Here is a 22,194-nt window from a genome sequence, read left to right as displayed (position 1 = left end):
ACACGTACGTGGTGACATCAGTGGTGCTGGCAGGCGGCGGGACCGCCGGGCACGTCAATCCTCTTCTCGCGGTGGCCGACGAGCTGCGCCGCCGGGAGCCGAGCGTGACGGTCGTCGCGCTCGGGACGGCGGAGGGCCTCGAGAGCACGCTCGTGCCGCAGCGGGGCTACCCCCTCGCGGTGGTGCCGCGCGTCCCGCTGCCGCGCCGTCCGTCCGGCGACCTGGTCGCGCTGCCGCGCCGCCTGCGGGCCGCCGTCGACGCGGCGGGGCAGGCGATGGACGAGATCGGCGCGGAGGTCGTCGTCGGCTTCGGGGGGTACGTGGCGACGCCGGCGTACCTGGCCGCGCGCCGGCGCGGCACCCCCGTGGTGGTGCACGAGCAGAACGCCCGCCCGGGCCTCGCGAACCGGCTCGGTGCCCGGTGGGCCGCCCGGGTCGGGGTGACGTTCGCGAGCACGCCGCTGCGCGACGCCGTCGTGACGGGCCTGCCGCTGCGCCGCGAGGTCGCGGACCTCGTGGAGTGCCGGCTCACGGACGCCGCGGCGGCGCGCCGCGAGGCGGCCGCCAGGCTCGGGCTCGACCCCGCGCTGCCGGTCGTGCTGGTCACGGGCGGCTCGCTGGGCGCCGCCTCGGTCAACGGGGCGGTCGCGGGCGCCGCGCGTGAGCTGCTCGCCACGGGCGCCCAGGTCCTCCACCTGACCGGGACCGGCAAGGCCGACGCGGTGCGCACCGCCGTGGTCGGCGTGGCGGGCGTCGAGCGCTACCACGTGCTCGAGTACCTGGGGGAGATGCACCAGGCGTACGCGGTCGCGGACCTCGCGGTCTGCCGGTCCGGCGCGGGCACCGTGAGCGAGCTCGCGGCCCTCGGGATCCCCGCGGTGTACGTCCCGCTGCCCATCGGGAACGGCGAGCAGCGCCTCAACGCGACGCCGCTGGTCGACGCCGGCGGCGGCCTGCTCGTGGCGGACGACGACCTGACGCCGGCCTGGGTGGCCGAGCACGTCCCCACCCTGCTGACCGACACCGAACGGCGGACGCAGATGGCGCGCGCGGCGTCCCGCACCGGCGTGCGCGACGGTGCGGCGCGCGTCGCCGACCTCGTGGAGCAGGCCGCGCGGGGTGACGCATGACCCGCGCGTACGACCCCACCCCGACGCTCGCGGACCTCGGACCGACGCACCTGGTCGGCATCGGGGGCGCGGGCGTGTCGGTCGTCGCCCGGCTGCTCGCGGCCTCCGGCGTGCCGGTGACCGGGTCCGACGCCCGGCCGAGCGCCACGGTCGACGCCCTGCGCGCCGACGGCGTGCACGTGCACGTGGGGCACGACGCCGCCGCGGTCGCGGGCGCCCGCACGCTCGTCGTGTCGAGCGCGGTGCGTGACGACAACCCCGAGCTCGTCGCGGCCCGCGCCGCGGGGCTGCGCGTCCTGCACCGCTCGCAGGCGCTCGCGGTGGTCATGGCGGACCGGCGCGGCGTCGCGGTCGCGGGCGCGCACGGCAAGACGACCACGTCGGCGATGCTCGCGACGGTCCTGCGCGAGGCAGGCGAGGACCCGTCGTACGCGATCGGCGGCCAGGTGCTCACCGACGACGGGCCGCTGCCCGGCGGCCACCTCGGGACGGGCGACGCCCTGGTGGCGGAGGCCGACGAGTCGGACGGGTCGTTCCTCAACTACGCCCCGGTGGTCGCCGTCGTGACGAACGTCGAGCCCGACCACCTCGACCACTACGGGTCGCGCGAGGCGTTCGAGCAGGCGTTCGACGCGTTCGTGGCGCGCGTGCGTCCAGGGGGTCGGCTCGTCGCCTGCCAGGACGATCCGGGGTCGCGGTCGCTCGCGGACCGGACCCGGGACGCTGGGGGCGGGACGGACGTCTGGACGTACGGCACGGACCCGGCGTCGGACGTCGTGGTCGAGGACGTCGAGCCGGTGCGGGACGGCGGCGTCCGCGCGGTGCTGCGCGTCGAGCGCGCCGGTCTCGGGGTGCCGGTCGGGACGGAGGTGCCGTACCGCCTGGCCGTGCCGGGCGCCCACAACGCCCTCAACGCGGCGGCCGCCGTGCTGGCGGCGGCACTCCTCGGCGTGCCGCTGGACGCCGCGGCGGCCGCGGCGGGTGCGTTCCGGGGCACGGGCCGGCGCTTCGAGCACCGTGGCACGGCGGGCGGGGTTCGGGTCGTCGACGACTACGCGCACCACCCGACGGAGGTGGCCGCCCTGCTCGCGGCGGCCCGCCCGGTCGCGGGGGAGGGCCGGGTCGTGGTCCTGTTCCAGCCGCACCTGTACTCGCGGACGCGGACGTTCGCGGACGACTTCGCGGCGGCGCTCGTGCTCGCGGACGAGGTCGTCGTCACCGGCGTGTACGCGGCGCGCGAGGACCCGGACCCGTCGACCGACGCGTCGACGATCGTGTCGCGGACCGGACCGACGGCGTCGGGGGCCCAGGTGCTCGCGGTCGAGGACCGTGTGGAGGCGGCCCGTCGTGCCGCCGGGCTCGCCCGTCCCGGCGACCTGGTCCTCACCGTCGGTGCGGGCGACGTCACCGAGCTCGCGGACGTGGTCCTCACCGAGCTCGCGGCCCGCGGGGCGGACGCGGGGTGAGCGGCACGCGGCCCGGCCGTCCGCCGCGCCCCCGCCCGGCACAGCTCCGTGGGCGTGCGGCGCCGACGCGCGCCGGGGCGCCGCCCGAGCACGCGGACGCCGTGACCCCGCCTGACGCGCCGGACGCGCCGGACGCCGGGACCTCGGACGACCACCACGTCGCCGACGTCGCTGACCGCGGTGCCACGGAGGTCGCAGGACGGGCCGTGTCGGCCCCACCCACCGCGCCGACCGTCCGGCTCCCGTCGGTGCCGGGTCCGTCGGTGCCGGGTTCGTCCGTGCGGACCGCGTCGCGACCCTCGACGGGCGCGGTGCCGGCGGTGCGGCGGGTGCCGGTCGTGTCGACGGGGATGGTGGACCGTCTCGCGGAGCGTGACGCGATGCGCCGTCACCGTCGGCGGCGCCGGCTCGCCGTGGGGGCGTCGGTGTCGGTGCTGGTCGGCGTGCTGGTGTGGGTGCTCTTCTTCTCGCCGCTGCTGGCGGCACAGGCGTCGCAGGTGCGCGTGGTCGGTGCGGGCGACCTGGTCGACTCGGCCCGGGTCGAGCAGATCGTGGGCGGCGCGGCGGGGACGCCGCTGCCGCGTCTCGACACGGTGGCGATGCGTGAGCACCTGCTGGACGTCCCGGGCGTGAAGGACGTCGCGATCGTGCGGGAGTGGCCGCGTGGCCTGACGGTGCGGATCACGCCGCGCGACCCGGTGGCGGCGGTGCCGGACGGCAGCCGGTACGCGCTGCTCGACGTGGACGCGACGACGATCGCGGAGGTGTCCGTGCCGCCGGCGGGGGTGCCGGTGGTCCGGGTGCCGTTGGGCGAGTCGTCGCGGCCGGCTCTCGACGCCGTGCTGACGGTGGTGGGCGCTCTTCCGGAGTCGTTGTCGGGGGAGGTCGTGGGGGCGTCGGCGACGACGCAGGACACGGTGACGCTGATGCTGCGGGGTGGCCAGTCTGTGGTGTGGGGGAGCGCTCAGGACTCGCCGCTGAAGGTCCGCGTGCTGACCGCGCTGCGTGCGGCACCGCAGAGTCGGCACGCGAAGGTGTTCGACGTGTCGGCGCCTGACCTGCCGGTGACGCGGTGAGGTCCGGGGCGCCGACCGCAGGCTCACGTCGAGGAGCAATTGGCGACACGCGCGCGGTGGTCGTTGCCGGTCGGCGGCACGCCACCTACGTTCGCTGCAGGACAGGATGACATAACCATAACCCTCAACCTGAAGGTGAGGGTTTGGCTCCCGGTACCACGCCGGGTTCGCACCACCCGGGCAGGACCCCAGATCGAGAGGCACACCGTGGCAACTCCGCAGAACTACCTGGCAGTCATCAAGGTGGTCGGCATCGGCGGTGGCGGCGTCAACGCCGTGAACCGGATGATCGAGGTCGGCCTCAAGGGCGTCGAGTTCATCGCGATCAACACCGACGCGCAGGCCCTGCTGATGTCGGACGCCGACGTCAAGCTCGACGTCGGCCGCGAGCTCACGCGCGGCCTCGGTGCCGGCGCCGACCCCGAGGTCGGCCGCAAGGCGGCCGAGGACCACTCCGACGAGATCGAGGACGTCCTGCGCGGCGCCGACATGGTCTTCGTGACGGCGGGCGAGGGCGGCGGCACCGGCACCGGTGGCGCGCCGGTCGTCGCACGTATCGCGCGGGCGCTCGGCGCCCTCACCGTCGGCGTCGTGACGCGGCCGTTCACCTTCGAGGGACGCCGCCGGTCGGTCCAGGCCGACCAGGGCATCGACATGCTGCGCAGCGAGGTCGACACCCTCATCGTGATCCCGAACGACCGGCTGCTGTCGATGTCGGACCGCGGGGTGACCGCCCTCCAGGCGTTCCACTCCGCGGACCAGGTGCTGCTCTCCGGCGTCCAGGGCATCACCGACCTCATCACCACGCCGGGCCTCATCAACCTCGACTTCGCGGACGTGAAGTCCGTCATGCAGGGTGCGGGCTCGGCGCTCATGGGCATCGGGTCGGCACGGGGCGAGGACCGCGCGGTGCAGGCCGCGGAGTTCGCGATCTCGTCACCGCTGCTCGAGGCGAGCATCGACGGTGCGCACGGCGTGCTCCTGTCGATCCAGGGCGGCAGCGACCTCGGACTGTTCGAGATCAACGAGGCCGCGCGTCTCGTGCACGAGGCCGCGCACCCGGAGGCCAACATCATCTTCGGCGCGGTGATCGACGACGCGCTCGGCGACGAGGTCCGGGTGACCGTGATCGCCGCCGGGTTCGACGGTGGCAGCCCGCAGGTCCGCAAGGACGAGCACGCGCTCGCCCAGGTCGCGGCGACGCCGAGCGTGCCGCGTCCCACGAGCGCGGCGACCGGCGCGGTGCCCGCGGTGACGCCCGGCCAGCGGCCCGTCGCGCTCCCGACCGCCCCTGTGGGCGTCCCGGTCGCGGTCGGCGCGACGCCTGCCGTGCCGAGCGGGCACGGCGGCGCTCCGTCGTTCGCGCCGTCGGCGCACCACGCCGGAGCGCGGCCGGTCGTCCCGCTCGACGCGGACGTCCCCGAGGACCGCGTCGTGGTCGTCGAGGCCGAGGCCGCGTCCTCGCCCGTCGAGGTGCCGCGCCTCGTCGAGCAGGACCGTGTGCGTGCGGGCTTCGACGACCTGGACGTGCCCGACTTCCTCAAGTGACGTCGTCCGACGGTCGGCACGTCCAGGGTCCGGACGTGCTGGCCGTGGACCTCGGCCCGGGGGTGCGCGCCGGCTTCACGCTGCGGACGGGCGGGGTCTCGCGCGGCGTGCACGCCTCGCTGAACCTCGGCCTGCACGTCGGGGACGACCCGGACGCCGTGCGTGCCAACCGTGCGCGGGTCCGGGACTGGGTGGGAGCTCCGGTCGGCTGGGCGAACCAGGTGCACGGCCGTTCGGTCGTCTGGTCCGACGGTGCGGAGCGTGACGCCGCCGGGCGCGACAGCCTGGGCGACGCGGACGCCGTGCTGGCCCGGTCCGGCCACGGTGCCGGCGTCATGGTCGCCGACTGCGTCCCGGTGCTGCTCGCCGCAGCCGGCGACGGACTCGTTGCCGCGGTCCACGCCGGGCGCCGGGGCGTGGAGCTGGGCGTCGTGGCCGCGGCGGTCGCGGCGCTCGTGGGTGCGGGCGCTCGGCCCGAGCGGCTCCGGGCGCACGTCGGACCGGCAGTCTGCGGCCGGTGCTACGAGGTCCCGGAACAGATGCGCGACGAGGTCGCGGCGCGGGTGCCGCAGGCCTGGGCGGTGACGCGGCAGGGAACACCCGCGCTCGACCTCCCGGCCGCGGTCGCTGCGCAGCTCGCCGCGGCGGGCGTGGGTCGGGTCGACCGGACGGACGTGTGCACGGTCGAGGACGCGCGCTTCTACTCGCACCGGCGGGACGGCGCGTCCGGCACCGGGCGGTTCGCGGGCGTCGTCGCGCACCGGGCTCCCGGCTCGCGCACGGCCGGCTGACGATGCGCTCCGTCACCGGGCGTGTCGGGCGGCGCGTCGGGCGTGTCCTGCCGGGCGACGCCCGCCGCGGGGCATAGCGTGAGCGCAGACGACGGTCTGACGACCGGGGAGGAGCAGCACGATGTCCGGATCTCTGCGCAAGACCATGCTGTACCTGGGGCTCGCCGACGACCGCGAGGCGGAGGAGCGGGAGTACGTGGACGAGTTCGACGACCTGACGGAGCCCGAGCCCGACTTCGCGCCGGTCACGCCGATCACGCGTCAGCCGGCCCGCGAGACCCGGGAGGTCCGCGAGCCGCGGGAGTCGCGCGAGCTGCGTGCGCTGCAGGCGCCGGCCGGCCCGGCGACGGACCTGCGGCGCATCGTGACGGTGCACCCGCGCTCCTACAACGACGCGCTGGTGCTCGGCGACGCCTTCCGCGGCGGTACGCCGGTCATCATCAACCTGTCCGACATGGACGACGCGGACGCCAAGCGTCTCGTCGACTTCGCGGCGGGCCTCACGTTCGGCCTCCACGGCTCGATCGAGCGGGTGACGAACAAGGTGTTCCTGCTCTCGCCCGAGCACGTCGAGGTGGCCGGCGAGGAGCGCCCGGCCCCGACGCGTTCCCGCTCGGGCCTGTTCGACCCGAGCTGATCGTGCCTGGCCCCACGACCGCGGAGGATGGCACAGTTCCCCCGTGGTGATCTTCTCCGTCCTCGCGACGCTGCTGTTCGTGTACCTCATCCTGCTCGTGGCCCGCATGGTCCTCGACTGGGTGCAGGTCTTCGCCCGTGAGTGGCGCCCGCGCGGCGTCGTGCTCGTGCTCGCGGAGCTCGTGTACACGCTCACCGACCCCCCGCTGCGGTTCCTGCGCCGCGTGATCCCGCCCTTGCGGCTGGGTCAGGTGCGCCTCGACCTGGCGTTCACCGTGCTGTTCATCGGCGTCTTCGTGCTCTACGGCGTCATGAGCTCGCTGGCGCGCTGAACCCGCCCGTGAGCGCGCTCGCGAGCGCTCCCGCGCGACGCGCCGACCTGGCCCCCTTTGGCGGGCAGGCGCCGGTCTCGGCTACCTTGGGGCGACGAACCCTTCCGGACTGCCCTACATCATCGAGGTGACGCGATGGCAATGCTGACCGCCGAGGACATCCTCAGCAAGACGTTCTCGACCGTGAAGTTCAAGGAGGGCTACGACATCGAGGAGGTCGACGACTTCCTCGACGAGGTGGTCCGAACCCTCAACTCGGTCCAGGAGGAGAACGAGGCGAACAAGGGCAAGCTCGCTGCTGCCGAGCGTCGCATCGCGGAGCTCAGCCGCGCCGAGGCCCAGCAGTCGACCTACGTGCCGGAGCGCACCGAGGCGCCCGCCCCGGCTCCTGCCGTGTCGGCCGAGCCGGCCGTCGAGGGTGCCGAGCCCGCCTCCGCGACCGGCATGCTTCAGCTCGCCCAGAAGGTCCACGACGACTACGTCAACGCGGGCAAGAACGAGGGCGAGCGCCTCCTGGCAGAGGCTCAGGAGGAGAGCGCACGGATCGTCGGCGAGGCCGAGGAGACGTCGCGTCGCACCCTGTCGCAGCTCGAGCAGGAGCGGTCGCTCCTGGAGCGCAAGATCGACGAGCTCCGCATCTTCGAGCGCGACTACCGCACGCGGCTCAAGAGCTACCTGCAGAACCTGCTCGGCGACATCGACGCCCGCGGCAGCGCGCTCCCCGCGCGCGGCGCGTCCGGCGCGGACCTGTCCGCAGGCATCTGACCGCTCGACGAACGCCGGTCGCCCTGTCCGGGGGCGGCCGGCGTTCGTGCGCCCGCCGGGAACAGGATGCCGACCGTTCGTGTTGTGGGATGTTCTGCGGGCGTCTAGCCTCGCGGAATCCGACTGAGGGAGATCACCATGGCCGAGCGCGACACCGCCGCTGCTGCGACCCGCAAGCATTCCCCCGTGCTCGCGCACGACGTGGCGGGCTTCCCGGTGCGGGAGGGCGAGGAGCCGTGGACCGCGCCCGAGCTCGAGGAGCTCGCTCAGGATCTCTTCGAGGAGAACGCCCGGCTCCAGGTGGAGCTGGCCGCGGCCGACGAGGAGCTGTCGAACCTGCTGCGCAACTCGGGCGAGGGCTCGGGCGACGACCAGGCCGACTCGGGGTCGAGCGCCCTCGAGCGTGACCAGGAGCTCACGCTCGTCAACAACACGAAGGACCTCCTCACGCAGAACGCGCGGGCGCTGGACCGGATCGCCGCGGGCACCTACGGGGTCTGCGAGCACTGCGGCAAGGCGATCGGCAAGGCCCGTCTGCAGGCGTTCCCGCGGGCCACGCTCTGCATCGACTGCAAGCAGCGCGAGGAGCGTCGCTGACCCGTCCCGGCGCGGCCGCGGGTGAGCCTTCGGCGCCCCAACGCGTGAGACACTGAGCGGCGATGTCGAACCCAGCCGATCAGCCCCCCGCCGACGACGCCCCTGCGACGCCCGTCCTGCCGTCCGAGTCGCAGGATGCCGCTGCACCCGAGCCCGCGCGGCGCCCCGCCGGAGCCGACCGCCGGCTCGTCGTCCTCCTCACGGTGATCGCCGTCGTGGTCGCGCTCGTCGACCAGCTCAGCAAGGCGTGGGCGCAGACGAACCTCGCCGACGGGCACGTGGACGAGATCCTCGGCCACGCCCTGCGCCTCCAGCTCGTCTACAACCCGGGCGCGGCGCTGTCCATCGGCACCGGGATGACCTGGCTGCTGACGCTCGTCGTCGTGGTGGTGGTCGTCCTGATCGTCCGGGCGGCGCGCCGCATCCGGTCCACGGGATGGGCGATCGCGCTCGGCCTGCTGCTCGGCGGCGCGATCGGGAACCTCATCGACCGGCTGCTGCGCGACCCCGGCTTCGCGCGTGGGCGGGTCGTCGACTTCATCGGCTACGGGAACTTCTTCGTCGGGAACGTCGCGGACATCGCGATCGTCGTCGCGGCCGTCCTCATCGCCCTGCTCGCGCTGCGCGGCGTCGGCATGGACGGGGGGCGTCCCGGCGCCTCCACGAAGGGCTGAGGCGTGGCGGAGCTGCGGACGTTCCCGGTCCCGGACCGGCTCGCGGGCGAGCGCGTCGACGCGGCGCTGGCGAAGATGCTGGGCATCTCCCGGACGCGCGCGGCCGAGATCGCCGCGACGGGCGGCGTACGGCTCGACGGCGCGGTGCTCGGCAAGTCGGACCGGCTCCTCCCGGGCGGCTGGCTCGAGGTCGAGCTGCCCGACGAGCGGGACGACACGCCCGCCGTCGTGGCCGAGCCCGTCCCCGGGATGCGGATCGTGCACGACGACGACGACGTCGTGGTGATCGACAAGCCGGTCGGTGTCGCGGCGCACCCGTCGCCGGGCTGGACCGGCCCGACCGTGGTGGGCGCGCTCGTCGCGGCGGGCTACCGCATCTCGACGTCGGGGGCCGCGGAGCGGCAGGGGATCGTGCACCGGCTCGACGTCGGGACCTCGGGGCTGATGGTCGTCGCGAAGAGCGAGCACGCCTACACGGTCCTCAAGCGGGCGTTCAAGGAGCGCACGGTCGAGAAGGTGTACCACGCGCTCGCGCAGGGGCACCCGGAGCCCACGAGCGGCACGATCGACGCGCCCATCGGCCGGCACCCGAGCGCGGACTACAAGTTCGCGGTGACGTCCGACGGCAAGCCGTCCGTCACCCACTACGAGCTGCTCGAGATGTTCCCGTCGGCGTCGCTCGTCGAGGTCCACCTGGAGACGGGGCGCACCCACCAGATCCGCGTGCACTTCTCGGCGCTGCGGCACCCGCTGGTCGGCGACCTGACCTACGGCGCGGACCCGCGGCTCGCGGCGCGCGTCGGTCTCGAGCGCCAGTGGCTGCACGCGATGCGGCTCGGCTTCGAGCACCCCGGCACGGGCGAGTGGCTCGAGGTGACGAGCGAGTACCCGGACGACCTGGCGAGCGCTCTCGAGGTCGTGCGGGACGGTGCGCGGTGAGTGCACCGGTGCGTCCCGCGGTGCCCGCCGACGGCTCACGGGTGCCCGTGAGCCCGCGCGGGCACACCGCCGAGCGGGTCGTCGACCGCGCCGGACTCGAGGAGGCGTGGGCTCTGCGCACGCGAGTCTTCGTCGTCGAGCAGCAGGTGCCGCTCGAGGAGGAGATCGACGCGCTCGACACGGCCGCGACGACCACGCACGTGCTCGTGCGTGACGCGTCCGGGGCGGTCGTCGCGACCGGGCGCCTGCTCACGGACCCCGCGCACGTCGGCGAGGTCCACGTGGGGCGCGTGGCGGTCGACGGCACGACCCGGGGGACGGGCGTGGGCGCACTGCTGATGCGCGCCCTCGAGGACCTCGCGTTGGCCGAGCACGCCGGCCCCGACGGGACGGTGCGCTCCGAGCTGAGCGCGCAGGTCCAGGCGATCGGCTTCTACGAGCGCGTCGGGTACGTCGTGGACGGTCCGGTGTACCTCGACGCGGGCATCGAGCACCGCGACGCGACGAAGGTCCTCGGCGCGTCCTGACCCGTCGTGCGGCACGCTGGCCGCGCCCACGGCTCGCCTGTCGACGTACCGGCTCGGTGGGCAGGTCTGTGGGCGAGGCGACCTAGACTCGAGGCCATGCCGTCTGCCACCTCGACCGAGGACTTCACCCACCTGCACGTGCACACCGAGTACTCGATGCTCGACGGGGCCTCGCTGCTGGACGGCCTGTTCGCCCGCGTGAGCGAGCAGGGCATGTCGGCCATCGCGATGACGGACCACGGCAACCTGCACGGCGCGTACGACTTCTACTCGAAGGCGAAGAACGCCGGGGTCAAGCCGATCATCGGCATCGAGGCGTACGTCACGCCGGGCACGGCGCGCGGCGACCGTACCCGGGTGCGCTGGGGGCGCGGCGAGACGGCCGAGGAGGGCGGCGACGACGTCTCGGGCGGTGGCGCGTACACCCACCTGACGATGTGGTCGGAGACCACGGAGGGCATGCACAACCTCTTCCGGCTGTCGTCGCGCGCGAGCCTCGAGGGGTACTTCTACAAGCCCCGGATGGACAAGGAGCTTCTGTCCACGTACGCGAAGGGCCTCATCGTCTCGACGGGCTGCCCGAGCGGCGCGGTGCAGACGCGGCTCCGTCTGGGGCAGTGGGACGAGGCGCTGCGCGAGGCCGGTGAGCTGCAGGACATCTTCGGTCGCGACAACGTCTACCTCGAGCTGATGGACCACGGCATCAGCATCGAGAAGCGCGTCCGCGACGACCTGCTCCGGCTCGGCAAGGAGCTCGGCATCAAGCCGATCGCCACGAACGACTCGCACTACAACAACCCGGAGGACGCGAGCGCACAAGAGGCGCTGCTGTGCGTCAACTCGGGCAGCCGGCTCTCGGAGCCCACGTACGCGCAGGGCGGCAAGCGGTTCGCGTTCGAGGGCAGCGGCTACTACATCAAGTCGGCACGCGAGATGCGCGAGCTGTGGGGCGGTCAGGACCTCCTCGAGGCGTGCGACAACACGCTCGAGATCGCGGAGCGCTGCGACGTCGAGTTCGTCGAGTCGACGGGCGGGTACATGGCCCGCGCCGACATCCCGGCGGGCGAGACCGAGGAGAGCTGGTTCCGCAAGGAGGTCTGGCGGGGCATCGAGGCCCGCTACCCGGGCGACATGCTGGACGAGGTGGTCCGCGAGCGTGTCGAGATGGAGCTGGGCGTCGTCGCGCAGAAGGGGTACTGCGGCTACTACCTCGTGGTCGCGGACTTCATCCAGTGGTCCAAGCGCAACGGCATCCGCGTCGGGCCCGGCCGTGGTTCGGGCGCCGGGTCGATCGCCGCGTACGCGCTCGCGATCACGGATCTCGACCCGATCGAGCACGGCCTGTTCTTCGAGCGCTTCCTCAACCCGGAGCGCCCGTCGATGCCCGACTTCGACATCGACTTCGACGACCACCGCCGCGGCGAGGTCATCGCGTACGTCACCGCGAAGTACGGCGCGGAGCGCGTCGCGCAGATCGCGACGTTCGGCCGGATCAAGGCGAAGGCCGCGATTAAGGACGCGGCCCGCATCCTCGAGTACGACTTCTCCACGGGCGACAAGATCACCAAGGCGCTCCCGCCGGACGTCATGGGCAAGTCGATCAAGCTCAAGGCCGTGTTCGACGAGAACGACCCGCGCTACGCCGAGGCGCAGGAGTTCCGCACGCTGCACGACACCGACCCGAACGTGCAGCGGATCTACCAGACGGCGCTCGGGCTCGAGGGCCAGATCCGGCAGACCGGCGTGCACGCCGCGGGCGTCATCATGGCGAGCGAGCCCATCATCGACGTCGTCCCGATCATGGACCCCAAGGGCGACGGCCAGGTCATCACGCAGTTCGAGTACCCGATGTGCGAGGCCCTCGGCCTCGTCAAGATGGACTTCCTCGGTCTGTCCAACCTCCACACGCTCGACGACGCCGTCGAGAACATCCGCGCGAACCGGGGCTTCGAGCTCGTCCTCGAAGACCTGCCGTTCGACGACCGGCCCACCTACGAGCTCATGGGGCGCGGCGACACCCTGGGCGTGTTCCAGCTCGACGGCAGTGGCATGCGCGCCCTGCTGCGCTCGATGCAGCCCGACGTGTTCGCCGACATCACGGCCGTCTCGGCGCTCTACCGCCCGGGTCCGATGGGCGCCGACTCGCACAACAAGTACGCCCACCGCAAGAACGGCCGGCAGCCGATCGAGCCGATCCACCCGGAGCTCGCCGAGGCGCTCGAGCCGGTCCTGGGGGAGACGTACGGCCTGATCGTCTACCAGGAGCAGGTCATGGCGATCGCCCAGGTGCTCGCCGGGTTCTCGCTCGGCGCGGCCGACAACATGCGCCGCGCGATGGGCAAGAAGAAGAAGGCCGAGCTCGACAAGCAGTACGCCGGGTTCGAGGCCGGCATGAACGAGCGCGGTTTCTCGACCGCCGCGGTCAAGACGCTCTGGGAGATCCTCGTCCCGTTCGCCGACTACGCGTTCAACAAGTCGCACTCCGCGGCATACGGCGTGGTGACGTACTGGACGGCGTACCTCAAGGCGAACTACCCGACCGAGTACATGGCCGCGCTGCTCACCTCGGTCAAGGCCGACAAGGACAAGTCGGCCCTGTACCTGTCGGAGTGCCGCCGCCTCGGCATCACGGTCCTCCCGCCCGACGTGAACTCCTCGGCCGCGAACTTCACCGCCGTCGGCCAGGACATCCGCTTCGGGCTCACGGCGGTGCGCAACGTCGGTGCGAACGTCGTCGACGCGATCGTCGCGGCCCGTGAGGCCAAGGGGGAGTTCGTCTCCTTCACCGACTTCCTCGACAAGGTGCCCGCGGTGGTCTGCAACAAGCGGACCATCGAGTCGCTCGTCAAGGCCGGGGCCTTCGACTCCCTCGGCCACACGCGCCGGTCGCTCCTCGCGATCCACGAGATGGCCGTGGACTCGGTGATCTCGGTCAAGCGCAAGGAGGCCGAGGGGCAGTTCGACCTGTTCGCCGACTTCGGTGGTGACGGGGACGCGAACATCGGGTTCAGCGTCGAGGTCCCCGACCTGCCCGACTGGGACAAGAAGCAGCGGCTCGGGTTCGAGCGCGAGATGCTCGGCCTGTACGTGTCCGACCACCCGCTGTCCGGCCTGGAGCACGTCCTCGCCCGAGCCGCGGAGACCACCGTGGCGACGCTCCTGGCCGACGAGGAACGGGCCGACGGCTCGGTCGTGACCATCGCGGGCCTGCTGACGAACGTCCAGCACCGCTGGTCCAAGTCGGGCAACCCGTGGGCGTCCGTCACCGTCGAGGACCTCGAAGGCGGGATCGAGGTCAACTTCTTCGGCGAGACGTACCTCGCCTACTCGACGATCCTCGCCGAAGACACCGTCGTCGCCCTGAGGGGCCGGCTGCGGCGGCGCGACGACACCATGCAGCTCCAGGCCATGGAGGTCTCGCTGCCCGACGTGTCGGCGTCCGCGGACGCGCCCGTGACCGTCGTGGTGCCGTCGGCGCGCTGCACGCAGCCGATGGTCGAGCGCCTGCGGGAGATCCTCACGACGCACCCGGGCACGAGCGAGGTGCACCTCAAGCTGACGGCGCCCGGTCGCGCCACGGTGATGCGGCTGGAAGACACGCTGCGCGTCGAGCGCAGCCCCGCGCTGTTCGGTGACCTCAAGGCGCTGCTCGGACCGAGCTGCCTGACGTGACGACGGCGGCGGGGCCCGGGAGCCGTCGGCTCCCGGGCCCCGCCGGTGTTTCTAGGTTCAGGTGACCGTCAGCGGCCCTCGAGGGACTTGACGTTGTCCCCGAACGTCCAGCTCTTCGAGCCGTCCCAGTTGACCGACCACGTCATGAGGCCCTTGAGCTGGCCGCTGAACGCGTTCCACGACTGGGAGACGAGCGACGGCGCCATGTACCCGCCGCCGGCGCCCGACTGCGCGGGCAGCCCCGGGACCTGCTTGTCGTACGGGACCTTGATCGTGGTGCCCTGGATCGTCAGGCCGTTGTTGAGGCACGTCGTCTGGGCGGTGAACCCCTGGACGGTCCCCGCGTTGTACGAGTCGCCCGAGCAGCCGTACATCGACCCGTTGTAGTACTGCATGTTGAGCCACCACAGGCGGCCGTTGTCGACGTACTTCTTGATGATCGGCAGGTACGACCCCCAGATCGAGCCGTAGGTGACCGAGCCGCCGGTGACGTACGCGGTCTCGGGCGCCATCGTCAGGCCGAAGCCGGCGGGCATCTTCGCGAGCACGCCGTCGATGATCCGGATGAGGTTCGCCTGCGACGTCGAGAGCGTCGAGATGCTCCCGCTGCCCGACAGACCGGTCTCGATGTCGATGTCGATGCCGTCGAAGTGGTTCGCCTGGAGGATCGCGACGATCGTTGCGACGAACTTGTCGGCCACGGTGCTCGAGCTGAGGTCGATCCCGGCGGTGGCGCCGCCGATCGACATGAGGAGCGTCTTGCCCTGCGCCTTCGCCTGGCACATCTCGCCCGGGGTGGGCACCTTGACGCCGGTGTCCATGCCGTCCTCCCACAGGGCCGTGCCGTCGGACCGGATCACGGGGAACGCGAGCGTGACGACGTTGTAGCCGTGCTGGGCGATCCGGGAGTCGGTGATCGGGATCCAGCCGAGGCCCGGGTGGACGCCGTTGGACGCACCGTCCCAGTTCTCCCAGTAGCCCTGGAGCACCTTGCCCGTCGGCCGCTGCTGCTGGCCGCACCCGGCAGGCGTCGTCGACGTCTGGGTCGGGGTGGGCGTCACGGTCGGGGTGACCGTCGGTGTGACGGTGGGGGTCGCCGTCGGGGTGGCGGTCTTCGTCGGCGTGACGGTCGGCGTCGCCGTGGGGGTGGACGTGGGCGTGGACGTCGGAGTGCCCGTGCAGGCCCCGCCGTCCTTCCAGAGCGACGGCGTCGACGACGGCGTCCAGCCCGCCCCGACGTACGCGGTGTGCGTCACGAGCGCGGTGTAGGTGTGGCCGGCGTACGTCACCTGGGTGCCGGCCGTGTAGGTGGAGCCCTCGGTCCAGGTCAGGGCGGCGCACGTGGTGGCCGCACCCGCCGTCTGGGCGAGAAGGACAGGGGTCAGAGCCAGGCTCGCGGTCGCCGCGACGGCGATGCCCGCGAGCAGCGCGGTCGCACGGCGTCGTGCGGTCATCGCTCACCTCCGGGGGTAGTGGGGACGCCTCGGACGCTAGCCCCGGACCCCTCCCGCGGCTATGAGGGATCGCCCCGACCCGGGCCTCCCGTACACGCCGGGACACGCACCGGTCTCCTAGGATCGTGGGGTGGTCCACCTCAACCCCGAGCAGCGCGTCTTCGTCACCGAGCGCCACCTCGCGACCCTCACCACCCTGCGTGCCGACGGCTCGCCGCACGTCGTGCCCGTCGCGTTCACGTGGGACGACGGCGCGGGAGCGGTCCGCATCACGACGAACCGTGCCTCGGTCAAGGCGCGCAACGTCCAGCGGGAGCGTGACGAGGGCCGCGCACCGCGGGTGTCCGTGTGCCAGGTGGAGGGCGGCCGGTGGATCACGCTCGAGGGGACGGCGGAGATCGTCGACGACGCCGACGAGGTCGCGGACGCGGTCGCGCGGTACGGGCGCCGCTACCGCGCGCTCGAGCCGAACCCGGACCGGGTCGTCCTGCGTCTCACGGTCGACAAGGTGATGTGCTCGACGTACATGGCCGGCTGAGAGGCAGGCCCGGAGGGCTCAGTCGGCGGTGCCCGCGCTGCCGACCTGGGCGTGCGCCGCGCCCTGGGGCAGGTCCACCCGCACGACGTCGCCGACCACGAGCCGGCGCCCGCGGCGGGTGTCGACCTCGCCGTTCACGCTGACCTCGCCCTCGGCCACCAGCTCGCGGGCCTCGGCGCCCGACTCGGCCAGGCCGGCGAGCTTGAGGAACTGGCCCAGGCGGATCTCGTCGTCGGAGATCGGCACGATGTCGGGGGAGCTCATGCGCCCATCATCCCGCACCGGTGGCCGTAGCCCGTCGGGCGCCCGTCGAGCGCCCGGCGTCCGGTCGGTGAAAAGGTCGGGCCGGGCCGGTCCACGGTTGCCTACGATGGACGTGTGATCTCCCGCCTCGACCTGCGTGGTCGCACCCTGTCCCGCCGCGAGCTCGCTGCTGCGATGCCGCGAGCCGAGGTCCGCGTCGAGGACGCGGCCGAGCGCGTCGCGCCGATCATCACCGACGTCAGGGCACACGGTGCCGCCGCGCTGCGCGACCTCGCCGAACGGTTCGACGGGGTGCGCCCCGAGCACCTGCGCGTCCCGGCCGCCGCCCTCTCCGCGGCGCTCGCCGGCCTGGACCCAACCGTCCGCGCGGGCCTGGAGGAGGCGATCCGCCGCGTGCGTGCTGTGCACGCCGCGCAGCGTCCTGTCGACGGGGTCGTCGAGCTCGCACCGGGCGCCCGGGTCCGGCAGCGGTGGATCCCCGTCCGCCGCGTCGGCCTCTACGTGCCGGGGGGCCTCGCGGTGTACCCCTCGACGGTCGTCATGAACGCGGTCGCGGCCCAGGAGGCCGGTGTGGCCGAGCTCGTCGTGACGTCGCCGCCGCAGCGTGACGCGGACGGGCTGCCGCACCCCACGGTTCTCGCGGCGTGCGCCCTCCTCGGCGTCGACGAGGTCTACGCGGTCGGCGGCGCGCAGGCCGTCGCGATGCTCGCCTACGGTGCCGCCGGGTCCGAGCCGCAGGACGGCGACGTCCTGTGCGAGCCGGTCGACGTCATCACCGGTCCCGGCAACGTGTACGTCGCCGCCGCGAAGCGCCTGGTGCGCGGTGTGGTCGGCATCGACTCCGAGGCCGGCCCGACGGAGATCGCGGTCCTCGCCGACGACACCGCCGACCCCGACCACGTCGCCGCCGACCTCGTGAGCCAGGCCGAGCACGACCCCATGGCGGCCGCGGTCCTCGTGACGCCGTCGACGGTCCTCGCGGACGCCGTCGAGGAGCGCGTCGCCCAGCGTGCAGCGCACACCAAGCACGCGGAGCGCGTCGCCGAGGCGCTCGCGGGTCCGCAGTCGGCCGTCGTCCTGGTCGACGACCTCGAGCAGGGTCTGGCCGTCGTCGACGCGTACGGCGCCGAGCACCTCGAGATCCAGACGGCGGACGCCGCGTCGTGGGCCGACCGCGTGACGAGCGCCGGGGCGATCTTCGTCGGTCCCTATGCGCCGGTCTCGCTCGGTGACTACATGGCGGGCTCCAACCACGTGCTGCCCACGGGCGGTGCGGCGCACTCGTCGAGCGGTCTCGGCGTCCACTCGTTCGTCCGGGCCGTGCAGGTCGTCGAGTACGACCGCGAGGCGCTGGGCGCGCTCGCCGACCGGATCGTCGCGGTCGCGGGCGCCGAGGACCTCCCGGCGCACGGCGAGGCCGTCCGCGCACGCTTCGCCGACTGAGCACCCGGCGTTTGCACAGGTGGACGGGCGGCTGAATGATCGAGCTCCCCGGCTGTTCCGCCCACCTGAGGAGATCGTCATGACCGCACCGGCACGACCGCACGACGGCACACCGACTGGCGTGGCTGCCCTCACACCGACGCGGCGTGGCCTGTTCCTCGGCGTGGGCGCGACCGCGGCGGTCGGCGTGCTCGCGGCGTGCAGCTCGAACACCGGGGGAAAGGCGACGCTCAGCACGCCGTCGAGCGCGGAGACCGTGGCGCAGCTCGCCGACGTCCCGGTGGGTGGGGCCGTCAAGGGGACGCTCGCGTCCGGGGCGAAGATCCTCGTCACCCAGCCGACCGCAGGGGAGGTGCACGTCTTCAGCGCGATCTGCACGCACCAGGGCTGCACGGTCATCCCCGACGACGAGCGCAAGGACCTCTACTGCCCGTGCCACGGGTCGGAGTTCGACCTCGCGAGCGCGAAGGTGCTCAAGGGCCCGGCGCCGTCCGCGCTGCAGGAGCTCCCGTCGTCGGTCAAGGACGGCGCGGTCGTCGTCGGCGGCTGACCGGGCTCGACCCGGCGTCGCCCACGCGCGCGGGCGGTCTGCCGCACGTCAGCCGACGGCGAGCACGAACGGTCGCACGGATGCCGCGCCCGCGCGCCGCAGGAGTCGGGACGCGACGGTGAGCGTCCAGCCGGAGTCGGTCCGGTCGTCGACGAGCAAGACGTGCCGACCGGTGACGTCGAGCCCGTCGTCGAGCCCCAGCCGCCGCGCGACGGACGCGAGACGGGCCGCCGAGTTCACGTCGTGCGGCGTGGGCGGCTCCTGGCCGGGCACCGGTCCGAGGCCGCCGAGGAACGGCACGCCGAGGTAGCGCGCGAGACCCGGGGCCAGGTGCCCGACGAGCGCGGGGCGTGTCACGGACCGGATCCCGACGACGCCGTCCACGGGAGGCAGCGCACCCGCCCCGTCGAGGCCCTCGTCCGCCCCACCGTGCTCGCGGCGCTCGGGGTTCTCGGAGCGATCAGTCTCCGCGGCGTGGTCGTCGGCTGCCGACGGTCCCCCCGCGCGCAGCCAGTCGTCGAGCACCCGGGCAGCGGCTGTCCGTAGCGCGACGGGCGTCTCGACGTCGCCCGCGCCGGGCGCGAAGAGCTCGCGCAGCGGGACCGACCACCCGAGGCCGTCGAGGCGCGCGACGGCGCGTCCCGGCTCCGCCCGCTCGTCGGCGGCGATGCGCCCGCGCAGGTCCACGCCGAGCGTGTCCATACCGCTGGGCCACTGGCGCCGCGGCACGACCTCGACGCCCGGACGGTCGAGGTCGGCCCGGGCGGCCGACACGGCGTCGGTGTCGGGTGCCCCGGGGAGCTCCACGCCGCCGCAGCGGTCGCACCGTCCGCAGCGCCACCCGGGCTCGAGGTCGGGGTCGTCGAGCACGCCGCGCAGGAACGCCATGCGGCACCCCGACGTCGCCTGGTAGTCGCGCATGGTCTGCTGCTCGGCCGCGCGCGCCTGCGCGACGCGCGCGTACCGCTCCGCGTCGTACGACCAGGGCTGCCCGGTCGCCTCCCAGCCGCCCTTGACCCGGCGCACGGCACCGTCGACGTCGAGCACCTTGAGCATCTGCTCGAGGCGCGAGCGGCGCAGGTCGACGTGCGTCTCGAGCTGTGCGACCGACATCGTGCCACCCGCCCCGAGGACGTCGAGCGTCGCGCGCACCTGGTTCTCGGGCGGGAACGCCATCGAGCCGAACCAGTCCCAGATGCGCTGGTCCTCGGCGCCGGGGAGCAGCACCACGACGGCCTGGTCGACCCCGCGCCCCGCGCGCCCCACCTGCTGGTAGTACGCGATCGGCGACGAGGGGGCGCCGAGGTGGACCACGAACGCCAGGTCCGGCTTGTCGAACCCCATCCCGAGGGCTGACGTCGCGATCAGCGCGGTGACCCGGTTCTCCTTGAGGTCCGCCTCGAGCGCCTCACGCTCGGCCGGGTCGGTCTGCCCGGTGTACGCGGCGACGGCGAGACCCGTGGCGCGCAGCTGGCTCGCGACCTGCTCGGCCTGCGAGACCGTGAGGCAGTAGACGATCCCCGAGCCGGGGGCGTCCTGCAGGATCTCGGCGAGCCAGGCGAGGCGTGTCGAGACGTCGGGCAGCTCGAGCACGGCCAGGTGCAGCGACGCGCGGTCGAGGCTGCCGCGCAGCACGAGGACGTCCGCCGCCGGCGCGGCACCGGGTGCACCGTGCACGCCGAGCTGCTCGGCGACGTCCGCGGTGACGCGGGCGTTCGCGGTAGCGGTGGTCGCGAGGACGGGGACGCCGGCCGGCAGGTCGGCGAGCAGCGTCCGGATGCGGCGGTAGTCGGGACGGAAGTCGTGGCCCCAGTCGGAGACGCAGTGTGCCTCGTCGACCACCACGAGCCCGGCGTCGGCGGCGAGCCGCGGCAGCACCTCGTCCCGGAAGCCGGGGTTGTTGAGCCGCTCGGGCGAGCAGAGGAGCACGTCGACCTGGCCGGCCGCGACCGCCTCGTGGACGGCGTCCCACTCGGTGACGTTGGCCGAGTTGATCGTCTCGGCCCGGATCCCGGCGCGCGCCGCCGCGGCGACCTGGTCGCGCATGAGCGCGAGGAGCGGGGAGACCAGCACGGTCGGCCCGGCGCCGCGGGCGCGCAGCAGCGCGGTCGCCACGAAGTACACGGCGGACTTGCCCCAGCCGGTCCGCTGCACCACGAGCGCACGACGCCGGTCGGCGACGAGCGCCTCGATCGCGACCCACTGGTCCTCGCGGAGCCGCGCGTCCTCCCGCCCGACGAGCGCGCGCAGCGCCGTCTCCGCCTCCGCGCGCAGCGCGGTGCGGTCGGCGAGGTCGGCGGGCACGGCGCTCGCAACGGGGCGGGACGTGGTGCGGGTGGGGTCGGTGGTCGCGTCCTGGGTCACACCACGACCCTAGGGGGCGTCGCCCACAGTCCGGCGCGTCGTGCACAGGCCCGCCGGCGCGAGCACGTCGAGAGGGGATGCGCCCGCGTGCCGGACAATCGCCTGGGTGCGGCCGCCGGGATCCGTAGACTGGACCCGTGACCCCACCCCGTGCCTCCGGCGGATCGCTGCGCGACCCGTCGCCCGACGCGCTGCGGCGCCTCTCGGGCGCCGTGGCCGCCACCGACGCGGCTGTGACCGACAGCGTCCCGAGCGGGCAGGAGCACCCCCTCCCGCTGCGTCCCGAGCTCGCGGACGAGGTGCCGTACGGCGCCCCGCAGCTCGACGTGCCCGTGCTGCTCAACGTCAACGAGAACCCGTACCCACCGTCGGACGCCGTGGTCGCGACGATCACGCGCCGGGTGGCCGAGGCGTCGCGCGGCCTCAACCGCTACCCCGACCGCGAGGCGCTCGGCCTGCGGGCCGACCTCGCGGAGTACCTCGCGGTCGAGTCCGGGGTACGGCTCGCGCCCGAGCAGGTCTGGGCGGCGAACGGCTCCAACGAGATCATGGTCCAGGTGCTGCAGGCGTTCGGCGGCCCGGGCCGCACCGCCCTGTCGTTCGCGCCGACCTACTCCATGTACCCCGAGTACGCGCGCGACACGTCGACGGCGTGGGTCGCGGGCCGCCGCGAGGACGACTTCGCGATCGACCCCGTCGAGGCCGCCGCGACGATCGCCGAGGTCCGTCCGTCGGTGGTGCTGCTCGCCAGCCCGAACAACCCGACGGGCACGGCCCTGCCGCCCGAGACCCTCGACGCGGTGCTCGCCGCGGTCGACACGATCGACCTGGGTGGTGGCGCGCGCCCCGTCGTCGTCGTCGACGAGGCGTACGGCGAGTTCCGGCGCGTGGGCGTCCCCAGTGCGCTCGAGCTGCTCGACCGGCACCCGAACCTGGCTGTGAGCCGCACGATGTCGAAGGCGTTCGGGCTCGCGGGCGCTCGCCTCGGGTACCTCGCCGCGTCCACGGCGCTCGTCGACGCGCTGCGCGTCGTCCGGCTGCCGTACCACCTGTCGGCGGTGACGCAGGCGACCGCTCGCGCCGCGCTCGAGCACTCGGACGAGCTCATGGCGCAGGTCGGCTCCTTGCGCGCCGAGCGTGACGCGACCGCCGCCTGGCTGCGGGCGCAGCGCCACGAGGGCCGCGCGCTCGACGTCGCGGAGTCCGACGCGAACTTCGTGCTGTTCGGGACGTTCGCGGACCGGCACGCGGTGTGGCAGGGCCTGCTCGACTGCGGCGTGCTCGTCCGCGAGGTGGGACCCGACGGATGGATGCGGGTGTCGATCGGCACGCCGCAGGAGATGCAGGCCTTCCGGACCGCCCTGACCGAGGTGGCCGACCTGGACGAGGAGCAGCAGTGACGGAACCCGTGACCACGCCCGGTGCGCG

Annotated in this window: 20 protein-coding genes; 17 read left to right on the top strand and 3 right to left on the bottom strand. The window is 73.6% G+C overall.

Annotated elements, in window-relative coordinates; genetic code table 11:
* Positions 1–8 precede the first annotated feature (8 nt).
* The 13 genes from murG (at position 9) to dnaE (ending at position 14,153) form a co-directional block, all read left to right on the top strand.
* Positions 9–1,130, top strand: coding sequence for an undecaprenyldiphospho-muramoylpentapeptide beta-N-acetylglucosaminyltransferase (gene murG / locus CLV34_RS00830; RefSeq protein ID WP_245858855.1), 1,122 nt, complete (start codon positions 9–11; stop codon positions 1,128–1,130).
* Positions 1,127–2,596 carry a UDP-N-acetylmuramate--L-alanine ligase gene (gene murC, locus CLV34_RS00825; RefSeq protein WP_100348396.1) on the top strand — a complete coding sequence of 490 codons (1,470 nt, stop codon included), beginning with the start codon at positions 1,127–1,129 and terminating at the stop codon, positions 2,594–2,596. Before murG ends, murC begins: the two co-directional genes overlap by 4 nt.
* Positions 2,597–2,697: 101 nt before the next feature.
* Positions 2,698–3,672: a cell division protein FtsQ/DivIB gene (locus tag CLV34_RS00820; protein ID WP_157803643.1), complete on the top strand. Its 975-nt coding sequence runs from the start codon at positions 2,698–2,700 to the stop codon at positions 3,670–3,672.
* 207 nt (positions 3,673–3,879) lie between these two features.
* Complete coding sequence (ftsZ, locus tag CLV34_RS00815; protein ID WP_100348394.1) at positions 3,880–5,220, top strand: cell division protein FtsZ; 1,341 nt, start codon at positions 3,880–3,882, stop codon at positions 5,218–5,220.
* Positions 5,217–6,011, top strand: a complete 795-nt coding sequence (locus CLV34_RS00810) for a purine nucleoside phosphorylase YfiH/LACC1 family protein (protein ID WP_245858853.1) — start codon at positions 5,217–5,219, stop codon at positions 6,009–6,011. Before ftsZ ends, CLV34_RS00810 begins: the two co-directional genes overlap by 4 nt.
* A 121-nt stretch (positions 6,012–6,132) precedes the next feature.
* Positions 6,133–6,648, top strand: a complete 516-nt coding sequence (locus CLV34_RS00805; RefSeq protein WP_100348393.1) for a cell division protein SepF — start codon at positions 6,133–6,135, stop codon at positions 6,646–6,648.
* A 46-nt stretch (positions 6,649–6,694) separates the two neighbouring features.
* Positions 6,695–6,979 (top strand): YggT family protein, encoded by a 285-nt coding sequence (locus CLV34_RS00800; protein ID WP_100349102.1) that lies wholly within the window; start codon positions 6,695–6,697, stop codon positions 6,977–6,979.
* A gap of 135 nt (positions 6,980–7,114) precedes the next feature.
* The gene (locus CLV34_RS00795) at positions 7,115–7,744 is read left to right on the top strand and encodes a DivIVA domain-containing protein (protein ID WP_100348392.1); all 630 of its coding nucleotides are present in this window, start codon (positions 7,115–7,117) and stop codon (positions 7,742–7,744) included.
* Positions 7,745–7,882: 138 nt separating this feature from the next.
* A complete protein-coding gene (locus CLV34_RS00790; RefSeq protein ID WP_100348391.1) occupies positions 7,883–8,341 on the top strand; it encodes a TraR/DksA family transcriptional regulator in 459 nt (152 codons plus the stop codon).
* Positions 8,342–8,403: 62 nt separating this feature from the next.
* Positions 8,404–9,015 (top strand): signal peptidase II, encoded by a 612-nt coding sequence (locus CLV34_RS00785; protein ID WP_100348390.1) that lies wholly within the window; start codon positions 8,404–8,406, stop codon positions 9,013–9,015.
* A gap of 3 nt (positions 9,016–9,018) precedes the next feature.
* Positions 9,019–9,954 carry an RluA family pseudouridine synthase gene (locus tag CLV34_RS00780; RefSeq protein ID WP_100348389.1) on the top strand — a complete coding sequence of 312 codons (936 nt, stop codon included), beginning with the start codon at positions 9,019–9,021 and terminating at the stop codon, positions 9,952–9,954.
* Positions 9,951–10,481 carry a GNAT family N-acetyltransferase gene (locus CLV34_RS00775; RefSeq protein WP_245858852.1) on the top strand — a complete coding sequence of 177 codons (531 nt, stop codon included), beginning with the start codon at positions 9,951–9,953 and terminating at the stop codon, positions 10,479–10,481. The genes CLV34_RS00780 and CLV34_RS00775 overlap by 4 nt, the downstream gene beginning before the upstream one ends.
* A gap of 96 nt (positions 10,482–10,577) precedes the next feature.
* The gene (gene dnaE, locus CLV34_RS00770) at positions 10,578–14,153 is read left to right on the top strand and encodes a DNA polymerase III subunit alpha (RefSeq protein ID WP_100348388.1); all 3,576 of its coding nucleotides are present in this window, start codon (positions 10,578–10,580) and stop codon (positions 14,151–14,153) included.
* A gap of 68 nt (positions 14,154–14,221) precedes the next feature.
* Here the strand turns inward: dnaE and CLV34_RS00765 are convergent, their stop codons facing one another.
* Positions 14,222–15,607: a carbohydrate-binding protein gene (locus CLV34_RS00765; RefSeq protein WP_100348387.1), complete on the bottom strand. Its 1,386-nt coding sequence runs from the start codon at positions 15,605–15,607 to the stop codon at positions 14,222–14,224.
* A gap of 130 nt (positions 15,608–15,737) precedes the next feature.
* On the opposite strand from CLV34_RS00765, the gene CLV34_RS00760 reads away from it, so the two are divergent.
* Positions 15,738–16,145, top strand: coding sequence for a pyridoxamine 5'-phosphate oxidase family protein (locus CLV34_RS00760; protein WP_100348386.1), 408 nt, complete (start codon positions 15,738–15,740; stop codon positions 16,143–16,145).
* A gap of 18 nt (positions 16,146–16,163) precedes the next feature.
* Here CLV34_RS00760 and CLV34_RS00755 read toward each other — a convergent pair whose 3' ends face one another.
* Complete coding sequence (locus CLV34_RS00755; protein ID WP_100348385.1) at positions 16,164–16,409, bottom strand: RNA-binding S4 domain-containing protein; 246 nt, start codon at positions 16,407–16,409, stop codon at positions 16,164–16,166.
* Positions 16,410–16,523: 114 nt separating this feature from the next.
* Between CLV34_RS00755 and hisD the strand changes: the two genes are divergently transcribed.
* Together hisD and CLV34_RS00745 are read left to right on the top strand one after the other, a co-directional pair.
* Entirely contained in the window at positions 16,524–17,852 is a 1,329-nt protein-coding gene (hisD, locus tag CLV34_RS00750) for a histidinol dehydrogenase (RefSeq protein ID WP_100348384.1), read from the top strand.
* 79 nt (positions 17,853–17,931) lie between these two features.
* Positions 17,932–18,402: a QcrA and Rieske domain-containing protein gene (locus CLV34_RS00745; RefSeq protein WP_100348383.1), complete on the top strand. Its 471-nt coding sequence runs from the start codon at positions 17,932–17,934 to the stop codon at positions 18,400–18,402.
* A 48-nt stretch (positions 18,403–18,450) separates the two neighbouring features.
* Here CLV34_RS00745 and CLV34_RS00740 read toward each other — a convergent pair whose 3' ends face one another.
* Positions 18,451–20,766 carry a RecQ family ATP-dependent DNA helicase gene (locus CLV34_RS00740; RefSeq protein WP_100348382.1) on the bottom strand — a complete coding sequence of 772 codons (2,316 nt, stop codon included), beginning with the start codon at positions 20,764–20,766 and terminating at the stop codon, positions 18,451–18,453.
* Between the two features lie 233 nt (positions 20,767–20,999).
* On the opposite strand from CLV34_RS00740, the gene CLV34_RS00735 reads away from it, so the two are divergent.
* A complete protein-coding gene (locus CLV34_RS00735; RefSeq protein WP_100349100.1) occupies positions 21,000–22,166 on the top strand; it encodes a histidinol-phosphate transaminase in 1,167 nt (388 codons plus the stop codon).
* The last annotated feature ends 28 nt before the right edge of the window (positions 22,167–22,194 follow it).

Origin of the sequence: Luteimicrobium subarcticum, from assembly GCF_002798015.1 — a bacterium.
Taxonomy (GTDB): Bacteria; Actinomycetota; Actinomycetes; order Actinomycetales; family Cellulomonadaceae; genus Luteimicrobium; species Luteimicrobium subarcticum.
Note: the sequence above shows the minus strand (reverse complement) of the source record. Positions and strands in the feature narration are given on the sequence as shown.

Excerpts from the sequence above, each read along its gene's own strand:
- murC (WP_100348396.1), top strand. The coding sequence starts at position 1,127 with ATGACCCGCGCGTACGACCCCACCCCGACGCTCGCGGACCTCGGACCG.
- CLV34_RS00805 (WP_100348393.1), top strand. The coding sequence starts at position 6,133 with ATGTCCGGATCTCTGCGCAAGACCATGCTGTACCTGGGGCTCGCCGAC.
- CLV34_RS00795 (WP_100348392.1), top strand. The coding sequence starts at position 7,115 with ATGGCAATGCTGACCGCCGAGGACATCCTCAGCAAGACGTTCTCGACC.
- CLV34_RS00790 (WP_100348391.1), top strand. The coding sequence starts at position 7,883 with ATGGCCGAGCGCGACACCGCCGCTGCTGCGACCCGCAAGCATTCCCCC.
- CLV34_RS00785 (WP_100348390.1), top strand. The coding sequence starts at position 8,404 with ATGTCGAACCCAGCCGATCAGCCCCCCGCCGACGACGCCCCTGCGACG.
- dnaE (WP_100348388.1), top strand. The coding sequence starts at position 10,578 with ATGCCGTCTGCCACCTCGACCGAGGACTTCACCCACCTGCACGTGCAC.
- CLV34_RS00765 (WP_100348387.1), bottom strand. The coding sequence starts at position 15,607 with ATGACCGCACGACGCCGTGCGACCGCGCTGCTCGCGGGCATCGCCGTC.
- CLV34_RS00755 (WP_100348385.1), bottom strand. The coding sequence starts at position 16,409 with ATGAGCTCCCCCGACATCGTGCCGATCTCCGACGACGAGATCCGCCTG.
- CLV34_RS00745 (WP_100348383.1), top strand. The coding sequence starts at position 17,932 with ATGACCGCACCGGCACGACCGCACGACGGCACACCGACTGGCGTGGCT.